Here is a 14,940-nt window from a genome sequence, read left to right as displayed (position 1 = left end):
TGCGAATCCTGTGCGTGGAATCGATTTCAGGTGAACCTATGGGCGTGGCCGTGTTCGCGTCAAGACGTGCTGCGGTTCTGGGGGATTTGGGTCTGAAATCGTTTTTCCGCGGGGGTGCGGGTGTGGGCGTCAGGTCGGGTGGGGTGCGGGCGCGGAGGCGGAAACGGCGTCGAGGCGGGTGAGCGCCTCGGGGGGAAGCGTGAGCGCGGGGGCGGCCAGGTTGTCGCGGAGCTGGTCGAGGGTGCGGGGGCCGATGACGGCCGAGGTGAGGCCCGCGTGCCAGATCCACGCCAGGGCCACCGCCACCGGCGTCGCGCCCAGCTCGGCGGCGGTGTCGCGCACCGCGTCCGCGATGTCCAGTGCCCGCTCGGTGAGCAGCGCCCCCGCCCACCGCCTGGCAAGCGGCGAGGTGGAGCGCAGCAGCCGCCCGACGCGGGTGTCGTCGCCCGGCCGCGCGCCCCGCGCGTACCGCCCGGCCAGCACCCCGCCGCCCAGCGGGGACCAGGCCAGGGTGCCGAGACCGTGCCGGGCGCAGACCCCGAGCAGTTCCGCCTCCGCCGAGCGGTCGAGCAGGGAGTACGAGGGCTGGAGGCTGACGAAGCGCGTGGCGCCGAGGCGGGCGGCGGCCCACCCGGCCTCGACGATCTGCGCCGCGGTGAAGTTGGAGCAGCCGAGGTAGCGCACCTTGCCCGCGCGCACGAAGCCGTCGAGCGTGGCCATGGTCTCCTCGACGGGGGTGTCGGGGTCCCAGTGGTGGCACTGGTAGAGGTCGATGTGGTCGGTGCCCAGGCGCCGCAGGCTCCCCTCCAGGGCGCGGGTCAGGTGGATGCGCGAGAGGCCGCGGTCGTTGGGGCCAGGACCCTGCGGCAGGGACGCCTTGGTGGCCAGGACGGCCTGGTCGCGGCGCCCGCGCAACGCCCTGCCGACGATCTCCTCCGAGCGGCCCCCGGTGTAGCCGTCGGCGGTGTCGATCACGTTGTGGCCTGAGTCGAGGAAGGCGTCCACGATGCGGGCGGCCTCGGCCTCGTCGCAGCTTCCGACGCCCGCGCCGCCTGGCGGGCCGAAGTTCATGGTGCCCAGGCAGAGGCGCGAGACCCTGAGCCCCGAGTCGCCGAGGCGGGTGTACTGCGTCGGGCGGGTCTGTTCCATGAGAGGTGTTCCCCCGGTCGTGTTCGTACCGCCGGGTACGCGCGGCGGTCGTGTCACCGCTCCGAGTGCCGCAAGCGCCCCGGGCATCCCGGGCGCCCGGTGGCTCGTGCCCCAGGGCAGGCGGGCGTGCGGCGGTGGATAGAATCGGATCAGGTGTTCCGGTTCGCTGGCGGTCCGGACGATACGGAACAGGTGTTCCGGCTGTCAATGGCCCGTGGGTGCGGGCGGTACGGGAGGCGAGGGCGTCGATGGAGGCCGAGGGCAGGGCGCCGCGCGCGGACGCCAGGCGCAACAGGGCGAAGGTGTTGAGGGCGGCGGAGGAGGCCCTGGCCGAGGAGGGGATGGACGCCTCGATGCGGGCGGTCGCCCGCCGGGCCGGGGTGGGTCTCGGCACCATCTACCGGCACTTCCCGACCCGGGAGGCGCTGCTCCAGGCCATCGTGGCCGAGCGCGCCGGTGCCCTCGTCGCGGAGGCGGAGGCGCTGCGTGCCGCTTCGGACCCGGGCGCCGCGTTCTTCGGGTTCTTCACGGCCCTCGTGGAGAACGCCACCCGGCAGCGCGCGGTGGCCGACGTGCTGGACCGCGCGGGCGTCGACGTCAAGGCGGGCATGACGGAGGTCGGCGCCGCCATGCGGTCGGCGATCGAGGCGCTGCTGCGGCGCGCCCAGGAGGCCGGCGCGGTGCGCGAGGGGCTGGGGATGCCCGAGGTGCTGGCGCTGCTCGGCGCCGTCTGCCTTGCCGCGGAACGCCAGGAGTGGGGCGCCGAGTTGCGCGAGCGGACCCTCGGCGTGGTCTTCGACGGCTTCCGGCCGCGCCCCTGAACTCGGCACCGCAGGAACGGAGGTGAAGACTCCGGTTCGGCGGGGGAGCGGCGTGGCGCTACGGCCCGTAAACCCCCTGGAATTCCGGCAATTGAGGGCTCGCGCTTCGGGCTTTAAATTCCGACGCTGGGTCAGGGGTGCTTATTCCGTGGACGTTTCGGATTGTTGATCTCCGTGGAATTGTGGGGTGGTGGCGGCTTCTGGGTGAGTGGAGGGGGCGGACTTCGGAGGGAATTCGGTGCGGGCTCGGTAACTCGTAACCGCTATTGCGGATTGGGGCCGGGGCGTTCGTCCCTCTGACCGTCGTCGACCGGGGGTGTGGGGCCGACGAGTGCCCGGAGGTGTGTATTCCGGTCGGTAGGGCCCCTCTTCCATGCCGCTGAACTGCTTGTACCTGTGCGCTCCGGCGTGTGTTCCCGCCCGCCACCGGATGGGCCGTATGGGCGATTTACCGGTGTTCTCCCAGAAGTCCGATCCGTAGGTTTCGTTCAACTTTCGGGTTGCTTGGCGGTGTTGTGCGCGCGTGGTTGCGCGCCGGGGCCGTGATCTCGGTCACTGTCGTCGGTCGGGCGCGTCGTCGCGTCCTGCGGTCATTTCTGGTCCGTCCGGGGAAAGTTGGGCGTCGGGAAAGGCGGTATTCGTGATCTTCTTTTCCGGTTCTTACGCCGGTTTGAGAGGCGTCCTGGTATTCCGGACTTGTTTCGCCGCGCGCTTTCCGTCTACGTTCTCGTCAATCCGGGCGGGCCGCCTAATCCTGCCGCCGTCCGGAACAACCGAAACCACTTGACGTGAACGGCAGGAGCGGGGGACCCAGGTAAGTGCCGGACCGGAAACGGCCCGGCTTGGGGTGAAGTCGCGTACACGCGGCCGGGCATCTCCAGCCCGAACCCGACAGCTCACCTCGCAGGCGACGGAGAGGAAACCCGTCATGCCCGCAACGGCCAAGCACCGTCGCTCAAGAACGTCCCGCATCACCCGGCGCCTCGTCGCCCTCGGCACCGGAGGGGCCGCCCTCGCGCTCCCCCTCATCAGCGCCACCACCGCCAACGCCGCACCGGCCGCCGCCCAGGTCGCCCCGGCCAAGTCCGCACCCGAGACCTATGTCACGGTCGCGGGCGACTCACTGGCAAAGATCGCGAAGAAGTTCTCGCTGCCCGGCGGCTGGCAGAAGCTGTACGAGCGCAACAAGCAGGCTGTCGGCGCCCACCCCGGTCTCATCCACCCCGGGCTCAGGCTGACACTCACCGACAAGGCTCCCGCCAAGCCCTCGGCGGCCACCAAGACGGCGGCGGCCAAGGTCGCCACCGCCGTGCCCGCCGCGGCGAAGACGTATCCGGACAACCTGGACGGCTGGATCAGGGAGTCGCTGGACGTCATGGCCCAGCGCGGCATCCCCGGCAGCTACAACGGGATCTACCGCAACATCATCAGGGAGTCCGCGGGCAACCCGCTGGCCATCAACAACTGGGACTCGAACGCCGTCAAGGGCACCCCGTCCAAGGGCCTGCTCCAGGTGATCGACCCCACGTTCCGCACGTACCACGTGGCGGGCACCTCGATGGACAGCTACGACCCGGTCGCCAACATCACCGCCGCCTGCAACTACGCGGCCGCGGTGTACGGCTCCATCGACAACGTGAACGGCCCCTACTAGGCCGTACCGGAGCGGTCCGCTGCCGTACGGACCTCGGACCTCGGCTGTCGGGGTTCCGGGCCCTCCTGACAGGTTCCGCCGTCCCGGCAGGTGACACCGGGCGAGCCCCCTCACCCGCCCGCGTCCGTCACACACGCGCCCCGGCGGCCCACCCCGTACGACCCGGGTGGGCCGCCGAGGCGTCCCCACGCACGGACCCCGGCCACCCTCGCGGCGCACCGCGCCCTCAGCCGCCGAGCCCCAGCTCGCCCGCGCGCACCCCGGCCTGGAACCTGGACCCCGCGTCGAGCGCGTCGAGGAGCGCGGCCACCCGGCGCCGGTAGGTGCGCAGGGACATGCCGAGCCGCCGGGCGGCCGCCTCGTCGGTGGCGCCCGAGCCGAGCGCGCGCAGGACCGCGTGCGCCTCCGGGTCCAGGCGCGCCCGGCCGCCGCGCAGGGCGGCGGTCAGGTCGGCCGCGGACTCCCAGGCGGCGTCGAAGAGCGCGCACACCCCGCCGACCAGGCTGGACTCGCCGGTCACGGTGTACTCGCGGTCCCGGGCCCCGGCGCTCGCGATGATCGCGAAGCGGCGGTCCACGATGATCGTCTCGTGCGGCAGCGGGGCGGCGGCGATCCGCACCCGCGCGCCCCTGCCGACGAGCCCGGCGAGATGCCTGCGGTCGCCCTCCCCGGCCGCCGCCCCGGGACCGTACAGCTTGCGCACCCGCACATCGCCCGGCCCCCGCGCCCCTTCGGGCTTTTGCACATCGCGCCTTCGTATCCCGTCGGGCACCCGCACATCGCCCGGCCCCCGCGCGGCCCCGGGAGGCGCGGGCCGGCGGCCCAGATGTGCCCAGGTGCCGAGGTCGCGGGCGGCGCATACGAACTCCTCGCGCGCCGACTCCAGGATCGGCCCGACGCGCGCCAGCAGTTCCCTGTCACCGGTGATCGTCACTGTTGCCGCCACCCGGCCATTGTCCCCGCCACGGGCTGTGGGCTCGCCCCTTCTCAGCCCGCTCCCCCCTTCGCGCACCCCACCCCGCGGCAGGAAGCTGCCACGCCCTCACGGACCCCGCCGCCCGCGGGCCACGCTCGGCCCATGAGAGACGACTACCTCCTCGGCGGCGACCTCCGGGTGGACCGCGTCGGCTTCGGCGCCATGCGGCTCGCCACCAACAGCTTCCGCGGCGAGGCCCGCGACCCGGAGACCGGCCGCGCCGTGCTGCGCCGCGCCCGCGAACTCGGCGTGAACCACGTCGACACCGCCGCCTTCTACGCCAGCCGCGACGGCTCCGTACGCTCCAACGCGCTCATCCGCGAGGCCCTGCACCCCTACCCTGCCGACCTGGTGATCGCCACCAAGGTGGGCCCGACCCGTACGCCCGACGGCGAACTGGTCGAGGACACCGACCCCGGGGCGCTGCGCGCACAGGTGGAGGAGAACCTGCGCGGGCTCGGGGTGGACTGTCTCGACCTCGTCTACCTGCGGGTCGGGGCCATGGAGCCGCCGCACGGCGAGTCCGTCGCGGCGCGCTTCGAGGCGCTGGCCGCGCTCCGCGCCGAGGGGCTGATCCGGCACCTCGGGCTGAGCAACGTCGACGCGGGCCACCTCGCCGAGGCCGGGGCGATCGCGCCGGTGGCCGCCGTCCAGAACCGCTCCCACCCCGCGGAGCGCGACGACGACCCGCTTGCCGCGGTGTGCGAGAAGTCCGGCATCGCCTTCGTGCCGTTCTGCCCGCTCGGCGGCGGGCTGCACGACATCGCCGACGAGGCGCTGCTCGCGGTCGCGCGGCGGCACGGTGCGACGGCCGCGCAGACCGCACTCGCCCGGCTGCTCGCCTCCTCGCCCGCGGCCCTCGCCATCCCGGGGACCGGCTCCCTCGCCCACCTGGAGGAGAACACCGCGGCACGGGACCTCGCCCTCACCCCCGAGGACCTGGCCCAACTGGCCTGACTTCGGCGGGACTCGGGCGCCGCGCCGCGCCGCGCCGCCCGCCAGGGCAGGCCAGGACACGACAGGACGGGCTTAGGGGCGCGGCTGGAGGACGTCGTCGAGGAACACGGTCGTGCGCTCGTTGTAGAACGCGACCATGCGGGAGATCGGCGCGAGCGCGGTGGTGGGGAAGTCGTAGGCCCACAGGATGTCGTCGTGCGAGGTGCCGTCCGCGTCGGTGAACGACCAGTAGCCGCTCGTGGTGCCCTTGTAGGGGCAGGCGGTCTCGGTCCTGGTCGGCCGCAGCAGCGTCCAGTCCACGTACACCGGGTCCAGGTAGTAGCGGGTGGGCAGGCCGGTCTCGAAGACCATCACGCACGACGGCGCGTCCGCGAGCACCGTCCCCGCCGCCTCCACGCGCACCGCCGTGGCGGAGCGCACCGCGTCCACCCGTACGTACGGGCTCCTGGGGTGCACGAACACCCGCTCGTCCTCCTCGTACCAGGCGTCGAGCGCGTCCCAGCGGAAGCGGACCGTGCCGTGCAGCGCCTCTGGCGCGCCCGCCTCCCACAGCCAGGCGGCTCCTGGGCGGGTCTCGGAGCCCCAGCTCAGGCTGTACCTGCGGGCGGGGCCTGGCGCCAGGTCGTCCACGATGCCCTCGTCGACCAGCGCCCCCTGGGCGATGTCCGTCACCGGGACGCTGTACTGCGGGTAAGGGGGCCACTCCCACACGTAGCGCGCGTGCCGGGTGTCGAAGACGGTACGGCCGTCGATGCGGCCGCGGATGCGCCGCGGCACCGGCTCCACATGCCCCGTGGGCACGGGGAACCCGGGGAAGCGCGCTGACGGTTCCGGCATGATTCGGTCACCTCGGCTCTCGGGGCAGCCCCGGGCGACCCCCACCACCCCGGGCCTCTCCCCACCACCCTAGGGGCCCCCGCCCCCCACGGCAGCCGCGCGCGTAACCGCCTCCGGCAGCCGCGCGCGGAACCACTCCGGGTGGCCTCACCGTCCCCGGGGACAGGGCGCCGGGACATGTTCGCGCGCCCCGTGTACGCGCCCCGCCCGCGCCGGAATAGTGGGGCGTCCGATACCGCTGAGGGGGGTGCCGGAGCCCGCCGTGGCCTTCGGCCAGGACCCGACGAGGAGTGACGCAGAGATGAGCACGAAGACGGAGAGGGCGATCCTCGCCGGTGGCTGTTTCTGGGGCGTGCAGGACCTGCTCCGCAGCTACCCCGGCGTGATCTCGACCCGGGTCGGCTACAGCGGCGGCGAGGTGGAGAACGCCACGTACCGCAACCACGGCTCGCACGCCGAGGCCGTCGAGATCATCTTCGACCCCGACACCATCAGCTACCGCGAGATCCTGGAATTCTTCTTCCAGATCCACGACCCGAGCACCCCGAACCGGCAGGGCAACGACATCGGCGCGAGCTACCGCTCCGCGATCTTCTACCTGTCGGACGAGCAGAAGCGGGTCGCCGAGGACACCGTCGCCGACGTGGACGCCTCGGGGCTCTGGCCCGGCAAGGTGGTCACCGAGATCACCGCCGCCGGCCCCTTCTGGGAGGCCGAGCCCGAGCACCAGGACTATCTGGTGCGCTACCCCAACGGCTACACCTGCCACTACGTGCGCCCCGGCTGGCGGCTGCCCGCAAGGACCGGCGGCGAGAGCTGACCCACACGCCACCGAGGGCCCCTCTCCCACGCGGGGGAGGGGCCCTCGCCCTTTCCGGGACGGCCACCGCGCGCCCCTGCGGCCACCGCCCCGGCGAGGCGCCTCCACGACCGCCCTCCCGGCAAGGCGCCTCCACGGCCATCGCCCCGGCGAGGCGCCTCCACGGCCACCGCCCCGGCGGACCGCTCGCGCGCCCCCCTGCCGCGCACCCCTCACTCCAGGAAGTCCTCCGGCGCTCCGCGCGCGATATGCGCCAGGGTGGTCAGCGCCCGCCGCAGCTCGGGCAGCGGTGGCGACGCCAGGCCAAGGCGGACCGCCGAGGGCGCCGCGTGCGGGCCCACCGCGAACGCCGCCGCCGGGGTCACCGCGATACCGTGCCGCTCGGCCGCCGCCACGAACGTCTCGGCCCGCCACGGCGCCGGCAGCTCCCACCAGCGGTAATACGAGTGCGGCGCCGGGCGCACCGCGTGCCCCCGCAGCGCCTCGGCGGCCAGCCGCCCCCGCTCCCGCGCGTCCTCCCGCTTGGCGGCCTCCAGCTCCGCCACCGTGCCGTCCACCAGCCACCGCACGCCCGCCTCAAGGGCGAACCTGCCCGGCGTCCAGCCGCCGGAACGCAGCGCCGCCGCCACCGCGTCCCGCAGGGTCCTCGGCACCACGGCGAACCCGGTCGTCAGTCCCGCCGCCAGCCGCTTGGAGAGGCTGTCCACCGTGATCACCCGCTCCGGCGCGAGCGCGGAGAGCGGCGCCGCCCACGGCACCAGGAACGACCAGACCGCGTCCTCCACCGCCACCAGATCGAGCCTGCGCAGCTCCCGCGCCAGCGCCTCGCGCCGCTCCTCCGGCAGCGTGCCGCCCAGCGGATTGTGCCCGCGCGGCTGGACGTAGAGCGCGCGCAGCGGAGCCGAGCGGTGCGCGGCCGCCAGCGTCTCGGGCCGCAGCCCGTACGCGTCCACCGGCAGCGGCACGAGCCGGATGCCCAGCCGGTGCGCCACCGCCTTGACCATCGGATACGTCAGCGCCTCCACGCCGAGCCGCTCCCCGGGACCGACAAGCGCGGTCAGCGCCGCGCTCAGCAACTGCCTGCCGTTGCCCGCGAAGAGGAGCTGCTCGGGCGCGGGCTGCCGGCCCTCGCCGCCGACGAGGGCCGCGAAGTGCGCCCGCGCGGCCGGGGTACCGGCGGCGCCGCAGGGCCGCAGCGCGTCCTCCAGCGCGTCGGCGCGCAGCAGTGGCCCGAGCGCCCGCGCCATCAGCTCCGCCTGCCCGGGGGCCACCGGATGGTTCAGCTCCAGGTCCACACGGGCGCGGGACGGCTCGGTCAGCGCGGGCATCTGCGGCTCGGGACGCGCCCGTACGAAGCTGCCGCGCCCGACCTCGCCGGTGATCAGACCGCGGCGCACCAGCTCCCGGTAGACCCGGCCCGCGGTGGAGCCCGCGATGCCACGGCGGCGCGCGAAGGCCCGCTGCGGCAGGAGCTGCTGCCCGGGGCGCAGCCGCCCGGCCGCGATGTCGGCCGCCAGCTCGTCCGCGATCAGCCGGTAGTCCTCCACCCTCACCCCTCCATCGTCGCACCCCGCTCGGCGCACTCCAGACCATTGCACCGAGATCAATTCCATCATTGCACCGATGCGCTGGCTGCTCCTACCCTCACCGCATGCACACCCTTCCCAGCCTCCACGCGTTCCTCGGGATCGCGGGGGTGGCCCTCGGCATGGTGCTCCTCCCGGGGCCCAACATGGTCTATCTCGTCTCCCGTTCGCTCTCCCAGGGCCGCAGGGCGGGGCTGGTCTCGCTGCTCGGCGTGCTCCTCGGCTTCGTCGGCTACCTGGTCGCGGTCACGGCGGGCATCGCCGCCGTCTTCGCCGCGGTCCCCGTCCTCTACACCGGGCTGAAGCTGGCCGGGGCCCTCTATCTGCTCCGGCTCGCGGTGCACATGGTCAGACCGGGCGGCAGGGCCGTCTTCGAGGCCCGCGAACTGCCGCCCGACTCGCCGCGCAGGCTCTTCACGATGGGCCTGCTGACCTGTCTGCTCAACCCCAAGATCGCCCTCATGTACCTCTCGCTGCTGCCCCAGTTCGTGGACCCGACCCGCGGCCACGTCGGCGAGCAGAGCCTCCTGCTCGGCCTCACCCAGATCGCGGTGGCCGTCTCCGTGAACGGGGCGATAGCCGTCGGCGCCGCGGGCGTCGCCGGGTTCCTCTCCCGCAGACCGGCCTGGCTGCGCCTCCAGCGCAGGCTGATGGGCACCGCGCTCGCGGTGTTCGCCGTCCGCCTCGCCACCGACCGCTCCTCCGCGGCCGTCTGACCGCCCGTCGGCGCGCCCCCTGACGCCACCGCCGCGGCGCCGCGTGTACCCCGCCCCGGTATCGAGGGCGGTGTGGCGCATGGGGCGGCGCCCGGCGGGTACCCCTCTACCCCGGGCACCGCGCGCCTGGTCACCAGCACCGGCGGGACGTGATGTGCTGCCAGGCGTGGGCACGACCGCGCCCACACACCCCACGGGAGGAGACCAGTTGGCCGCGGAAGAGCCGCCCTCGGGCGCGGCGTCCGGCAGCCCGGGCACCGCGGCGCCGCAGGGCCGGGAGGAACCCGACCCGCACCGGTGGCGTGCCCTCGGTGTCTGCCTGGTGGCGGGGTTCATGACACTGCTCGACGTGTCCATCGTCAACGTGGCCCTGCCCTCCATCCGCCAGGGCCTCGGCGCGGGCGAGGCGGAGTTGCAGTGGGTCGTGTCGGGCTACGCGCTCGCCTTCGGGCTGCTCCTCATCCCGGCGGGGCGCATCGGCGACGCCAGGGGCCGCCGGCTGGTCTTCATGGCGGGGCTCGTGCTGTTCACCGTGGCCTCGGCCGCCTGCGGCGCGGCCCAGTCAAGCGGCTGGCTGGTCGGCGCGCGCGTGGTGCAGGGCCTGGCGGGGGGACTGGTGTCGCCGCAGATCTCGGGCCTGATCCAGCAGATGTTCTCCGGCGCGGAACGGGGCCGCGCCTTCGGCATGTTCGGCGCCGTCGTCGGCATCTCCACCGCGGTCGGCCCGGTGCTCGGCGGCCTCCTCATCCACGCCGCGGGCGCCGAGGAGGGCTGGCGCTGGGTCTTCTACGTCAACCTGCCGCTCGGCGCGGTGTGCCTGCTCCTCGCCCACCGGCTCCTGCCCGACACCCCGGGGGCGCACCGGCTCAGCCTGCGCCGCCTCGACCCGCTCGGGGTCCTGCTCCTCGGCCTCGGCATCGTGGCCCTGCTGCTGCCGTTCGTCCAGTCCCAGCAGTGGAAGAGCGACGGCAAGTGGCTGCTGCTCGTGCCCGCCGTGCTGCTGCTCGCCGCGTTCGCCTGGTGGGAGCGGCGCTGGGACGCCAGGGGCGAGGACCCCCTCCTCCACCTCTCCCTCTTCCGCGTCCCCGGCTACGCCGCGGGCTGTGTCCTGATCCTGCTGTACTTCGCCGGATTCACCTCCATCTTCTTCGTCTCGACCCTCTTCCTCCAGAACGGACTGCACTACAGCGCGCTGCTCGCGGGCCTCACCATCACCCCGTTCGCCCTCGGCTCAGGGGCCGCCGCTGCCGTCGGCGGGCGCATGGTGTCGCGGTTCGGCCGCGCCCTCGTCGTCGTGGGGCTGACCGCGGTGGGGATCGGGCTCGGCGGCACCGCGCTCGCCGTGCACCTCGCCCCCGAGCACCACACCGGCTGGGCGATGGCGCTTCCGCTGCTGCTCGCCGGGCTCGGCAGCGGCCTCGTGATCTCGCCCAACCAGACCCTCACGCTCTCCCGGGTCCCGGTCGCCTCGGCGGGCAGCGCGGGCGGCACCCTCCAGACCGGGCAGCGGGTGGGCTCCTCCGTGGGCATCGCCGCGGTCGGCTCGGTCTTCTTCGCCGCGGTGTCCAGGGACGGCTGGGCCTCCGCGTACGACCACGGGCTCATCGTGTCCATCGCGTTCGTCGCCGTGGCGCTCCTGGTGGGCGTCACCGACCTGGCGGTACGGGTGCGCAGGGGCACCCCGCCGGTCGGCTGAGCGAGCGCCGGACCGACCCCGTACGGACGCCGAACCCCCCGCCCGATGACGCGGACGGGGGGTTCGGCGAGAGGGGCCTCCGGCACCCGCCGGAACGCGGCGGGTCCACGGGTGACGGAACGGAGGGCGGCGGCCGGGCCCCGGCGGCGAGGACGGGAAGGCGTGGTCCTCGCCGCCGGGGCGACGGTGTCACCAGCCCACGGCCACCTCCAGCCACTGCGGGTCGGCGTGCGAGATGAAGGACGACTGGCCCGCGAAGTCGTCGTACGGGAAGCCGTACGCGAGGTTGTTGATCGAGTGGTCGTGCCAGAACTTGGCGTAGTAGTTCGCCGGCGCGTCCTTGTAGTACAGGTCGGGCGACGACCACTGGTCCTCGGGCAGGTCGGCCACGTGCCGGTTGAGCGCGGAACACATGCCCGGGTCCTCGGAGAGCGTCCCTGCGCAGCCGAAGATGTCGGACGTGGGGGCGTTGACGCCGACCGACTGGGCGTAACTGCTCATGTAGTCGGCGTACTTGCCGCCCTCGCGGAAGTCGGGCACGCTGCCCGGCGCGAGGATGCGGTACGGCGCCTCGACCTGGGTCAGCGACTTGAATTCCTCGGGCATGGCGTCCTCGAACTTCTGCCAGGTCGCGTCGCGCGATTCCTGGAAGGTCTCGTAGTCCTCGCCGACCTGCGCGTCATAGCCGTCCGACGCGTGCAGCCGCATGGCCAGTTTGAGGGCGAAGGCGTCGACCCGGGTGGTGTTGCCGTTGAATACATCGTCACCGACGGTGAATTCGATGAAATCGGTGTACTTGCTGTCGGGCGAGCCCAGATGGAACGTCATGCGGCCCGCCGAGTTTGCGGGCATGTCGATATATGGCTGTTCCGCGATTGAGTGGGTTTCGTCGTTGAACGTCCAGTAGACCTGGTCGTCCGGGTACTGCCCGTTGGTCTTGTTCAGCACCTTTACGGTGAGGACGTTCTGGGCGGGCGGGATCGTGCTGGTGTCTCCCCAGAAGTCGTCCGGCGGCGCCTCTCCCGCCGCGGCGGTGGGGTGCGCGGTCTCGGAGCCGAAGGCGCTGGGGGAGGTGACGTTGACGACGGCGGTGGCGCCGGTGAGCAGCAGTGCTGCCGCCGCGACTATGAGGGCCGGGCGCCGCCTCGACGGGGTCGTCGCTGTGGGGGGCATGTGTCCTCCGTGACGGTGGGGGGTACGGCGGGTGTGGTACGGGTGCCTGGTGCTGCTCCCTGGCCTCCCTGAAGGGACCCCGACAGCGCAGAGAGCGCTCTCAGAGCCTCTTGCTTGTTACGTGTCCTTGTCAAGGGGGTGCCGTCGGGTGGGAGCGCCGGTTCCGGCGGGCGCTGCCGGGCCGCGGCGCGGTGTCCAGGGACGTCGCCCGACGCCCCGGCGGCGCGGCCCGCGCCCGGCCTCCGGGGGTCGAAAAACATCGTGTGCCCACCGCGTAAAGGTTTGATGCGCAATCCTGTGCATGCCGTGTCAACTGGGTCGCCCGCTAGGAGGCTTGGGCTCGTCACGATGCTAGGGTGATCTTAATTTCCGATGGGCTGACGGCGCGTCATGCGCGCTCGGGGGACAGTCTCTAGGGCTCCATTGCGGAGCAGTGGCCGCAGGCCCTGTCAAACGGTCCATGCCCGGGTGCGGCGCCCGGCTCGGCGGGATCGGCGGACAGTGCGGCCGCTCGTCCCGCGGTGCGACTTGAAGAGAGTCTCATGACGTCATTTGTGCGGGACCCATTGCTATGGGTCTTGATAGTCGTAGTTATCGCCGCTGTGGCCGCGGTGCTGCGAGCGCGGAAAACCAATATGGCGCTGCGCAGGCGCAACGCCGACCTGATCGGTGCGCGCGACGCGATGCAGGGGGAGCGTGATGGACTCCACGCCGCGCATGCCGACCTCGCGGGCCGGCATGCCACGGAACTCGCGGAGGTGCGCAAGGATGCGGAGGACGACACCAAGGCGGTTCTCAAGTCGGCGATGCGCACCCTCCAGGTGCTCGCCGACGAGCAGCAGGTCGTCATCGAGAAGGTCCAGAAGAAGTACGGTGACGACCCCCAGATCCTCGCGGATCTCATGATGGTGGACCACACCAACGGCCAGTTCGGGCGCCGTGCCCAGGGCATCGCGGTGCTCTGCGGCGGCTGGCTCGGCAGGCGTGAGACGTCCGCGTCGGTGTACGACGTGGCGCGCAGCGCGCAGGGCCGCATCCGCCACTTCGACCGGGTGCGCATTCACACCCAGGTCAACTTCTCGGTGGCGAGCAAGGCCGTGGAACCCATCGCCGTGGTCCTCGCCGAGCTGCTGGCCAACGCCACGAACTACTCGGCGCCCGGCACCCCGGTCGAGATCAACATCCAGGCGGTGCCCACCGGTGTCTGCCTGATCGTCGACGACGCCGGGCTCGGCATGAGCCAGGAGGAGAAGGACCGCGCCGCGGAACTCCTCTCCCCGCGCGACGCGATCGGCATCACCGCGCTCGGCAACCCGCCCAAGTTCGGCTTCGCGGTCGCGGGCATGCTCGCCGCCCGCTACGGGTTCAAGGTCTCCGTGGACTCCGTCTCCCCCTACGGGGGCGTGCGCGCGGTGATCCTGCTCCCGGAGACCCTGCTCACGGCGGACGTACCGACGCCTGCCGAGGACGTCCAGGGCGACGAGGAGTACGAGGCCGAGGCCGCGCCCTCCCCGGTCGCCGCGGTGCCCATGCCGGCGCAGCGGCTCACCCCGGTGGCCGACCCCGAGCCGGTCGGCAGACTCGGCACCACCGCGGGCGGCCTGCCCAAGCGCCGCCGCAAGAGCCAGGTTTCGGCAGTGCCGCAGAACGCGCGTCCCAACGGGCGGCCCGTGCCGGTGCTGGGCGGCGAGGCCACGGCTTCGCGGCTGGGGGCGTTCCAGCGTGGAACGCGCTCCGGTCGGGACACGACGACCACGGAAGGACCTGAGAACAGTGAATCCTGATCTGTCGTGGGTGCTGAACGACCTGCTTCAGGTGCGGGGCGCCCGACACGCGATCCTCGTCTCGGCGGACGGCCTGCTGCTTGAGCGCTCCAGCGACGTCGGCAGGGACGAGGCGGAGACCAACGCCGCGGCGATGAGTTCCATGCAGTCCCTCAGCCGTGCCGTCGCCCCCTTCGCCGGTAACGCCGTCCACGGGCACGGCGACTGGCGCCAGACCCTCATGGAGTACGACCACGGCTGGATCTTCCTGATAGCCGCGGGCAGCGGTGCCTATCTGGCCGCGGCCGCCGCCCCCGACGTGGACATGGAGGCCATGTCCTTCCGTATGCAGCAGCAGGTCAGCGCGCTCGGCAAGGCGATGAGCACACCGCCGCGGCAGAACGCCGGTACCGAGGCATGACCGCCCCCGGCGAGGAGGAGCCGGTCACCGGCGGGTTCATCCGCTCGTATGTCATCACCGGCGGCCGTGAGCTGCCCCCCGGTGACGAGCTGACCCTCGTCACCCTGGTCACCCTGGCCAAGGACCGGGAGCTGCCGGTGCGGGCGTCGCCCGAGGTGAGCGCCATCTGGGAACTGTGCGGCGGCGGTTATCTGTCGGTGGCCGAGGTGGCCGCCCATCTGGAACTGCCCGTGGGTGTGGCGAGGCTGCTGCTGACCGACCTGATCGAGCAGGGCCACCTGCTGCGCCGCTCGGCCCCACCCGCCGCCAAGGCCGTCGACAGAAGAATCCTCGAAGAGGTGTTGCATGGACTCCAAGTCCGCTTCGGCTGA

The 14,940-nt window shown here is 72.8% G+C and carries 14 protein-coding genes and 1 riboswitch; of the genes, 9 read left to right on the top strand and 5 right to left on the bottom strand.

The genetic code is table 11. The features are described 5' to 3' along the window. Nucleotides 1-129: 129 nt before the first annotated feature. Nucleotides 130-1,149: an aldo/keto reductase gene (locus tag ACIBIW_RS11035; RefSeq protein ID WP_399334383.1), complete on the bottom strand. Its 1,020-nt coding sequence runs from the start codon at nt 1,147-1,149 to the stop codon at nt 130-132. A 248-nt stretch (nt 1,150-1,397) separates the two neighbouring features. On the opposite strand from ACIBIW_RS11035, the gene ACIBIW_RS11030 reads away from it, so the two are divergent. Together ACIBIW_RS11030 and ACIBIW_RS11025 are read left to right on the top strand one after the other, a co-directional pair. Then, the gene (locus ACIBIW_RS11030) at nt 1,398-1,970 is read left to right on the top strand and encodes a TetR/AcrR family transcriptional regulator (RefSeq protein ID WP_399334381.1); all 573 of its coding nucleotides are present in this window, start codon (nt 1,398-1,400) and stop codon (nt 1,968-1,970) included. A gap of 761 nt (nt 1,971-2,731) precedes the next feature. After that, nucleotides 2,732-2,893, top strand: a riboswitch (cyclic di-AMP (ydaO/yuaA leader). A 5-nt stretch (nt 2,894-2,898) separates the two neighbouring features. Further along, nucleotides 2,899-3,624, top strand: coding sequence for a transglycosylase SLT domain-containing protein (locus ACIBIW_RS11025; RefSeq protein WP_399334378.1), 726 nt, complete (start codon nt 2,899-2,901; stop codon nt 3,622-3,624). Between the two features lie 226 nt (nt 3,625-3,850). On the opposite strand, the gene ACIBIW_RS11020 is transcribed toward ACIBIW_RS11025, so the two are convergent. After that, nucleotides 3,851-4,570 (bottom strand): DNA-binding response regulator, encoded by a 720-nt coding sequence (locus tag ACIBIW_RS11020; RefSeq protein ID WP_399334376.1) that lies wholly within the window; start codon nt 4,568-4,570, stop codon nt 3,851-3,853. 132 nt (nt 4,571-4,702) lie between these two features. Between ACIBIW_RS11020 and ACIBIW_RS11015 the strand changes: the two genes are divergently transcribed. Further along, nucleotides 4,703-5,557, top strand: a complete 855-nt coding sequence (locus ACIBIW_RS11015; RefSeq protein ID WP_399334374.1) for an aldo/keto reductase — start codon at nt 4,703-4,705, stop codon at nt 5,555-5,557. 72 nt (nt 5,558-5,629) lie between these two features. Here ACIBIW_RS11015 and ACIBIW_RS11010 read toward each other — a convergent pair whose 3' ends face one another. Then, nucleotides 5,630-6,394, bottom strand: a complete 765-nt coding sequence (locus tag ACIBIW_RS11010; protein WP_399334372.1) for a DUF427 domain-containing protein — start codon at nt 6,392-6,394, stop codon at nt 5,630-5,632. Nucleotides 6,395-6,695: 301 nt separating this feature from the next. On the opposite strand from ACIBIW_RS11010, the gene msrA reads away from it, so the two are divergent. Further along, entirely contained in the window at nt 6,696-7,214 is a 519-nt protein-coding gene (msrA, locus tag ACIBIW_RS11005; RefSeq protein WP_399334370.1) for a peptide-methionine (S)-S-oxide reductase MsrA, read from the top strand. 212 nt (nt 7,215-7,426) lie between these two features. On the opposite strand, the gene ACIBIW_RS11000 is transcribed toward msrA, so the two are convergent. Continuing rightward, nucleotides 7,427-8,761: a PLP-dependent aminotransferase family protein gene (locus ACIBIW_RS11000; RefSeq protein WP_399334858.1), complete on the bottom strand. Its 1,335-nt coding sequence runs from the start codon at nt 8,759-8,761 to the stop codon at nt 7,427-7,429. A gap of 104 nt (nt 8,762-8,865) precedes the next feature. On the opposite strand from ACIBIW_RS11000, the gene ACIBIW_RS10995 reads away from it, so the two are divergent. Both ACIBIW_RS10995 and ACIBIW_RS10990 read left to right on the top strand, forming a co-directional pair. After that, nucleotides 8,866-9,516 carry a LysE family translocator gene (locus tag ACIBIW_RS10995; protein WP_399334368.1) on the top strand — a complete coding sequence of 217 codons (651 nt, stop codon included), beginning with the start codon at nt 8,866-8,868 and terminating at the stop codon, nt 9,514-9,516. Between the two features lie 79 nt (nt 9,517-9,595). Next, nucleotides 9,596-11,212 (top strand): DHA2 family efflux MFS transporter permease subunit, encoded by a 1,617-nt coding sequence (locus ACIBIW_RS10990; RefSeq protein WP_399334367.1) that lies wholly within the window; start codon nt 9,596-9,598, stop codon nt 11,210-11,212. 189 nt (nt 11,213-11,401) lie between these two features. Here the strand turns inward: ACIBIW_RS10990 and ACIBIW_RS10985 are convergent, their stop codons facing one another. Then, complete coding sequence (locus ACIBIW_RS10985; RefSeq protein WP_399334365.1) at nt 11,402-12,385, bottom strand: glycoside hydrolase family 64 protein; 984 nt, start codon at nt 12,383-12,385, stop codon at nt 11,402-11,404. A gap of 542 nt (nt 12,386-12,927) precedes the next feature. Between ACIBIW_RS10985 and ACIBIW_RS10980 the strand changes: the two genes are divergently transcribed. From ACIBIW_RS10980 to ACIBIW_RS10970, 3 genes are read left to right on the top strand one after another with little or no spacing between them, the layout of a single operon-like run. After that, entirely contained in the window at nt 12,928-14,169 is a 1,242-nt protein-coding gene (locus tag ACIBIW_RS10980; RefSeq protein WP_399334364.1) for an ATP-binding protein, read from the top strand. Further along, on the top strand, nt 14,159-14,569 hold the full coding sequence (locus ACIBIW_RS10975; RefSeq protein ID WP_399334362.1) for a roadblock/LC7 domain-containing protein: 411 nt from the start codon (nt 14,159-14,161) through the stop codon (nt 14,567-14,569). Before ACIBIW_RS10980 ends, ACIBIW_RS10975 begins: the two co-directional genes overlap by 11 nt. After that, nucleotides 14,566-14,940, top strand: a complete 375-nt coding sequence (locus ACIBIW_RS10970) for a DUF742 domain-containing protein (protein WP_399334360.1) — start codon at nt 14,566-14,568, stop codon at nt 14,938-14,940. Before ACIBIW_RS10975 ends, ACIBIW_RS10970 begins: the two co-directional genes overlap by 4 nt.

Origin of the sequence: Streptomyces sp. NPDC050560 (genome assembly GCF_044457285.1) — a bacterium.
Taxonomy (GTDB): domain Bacteria; phylum Actinomycetota; class Actinomycetes; order Streptomycetales; family Streptomycetaceae; genus Streptomyces.
Note: the sequence above shows the minus strand (reverse complement) of the source record. Positions and strands in the feature narration are given on the sequence as shown.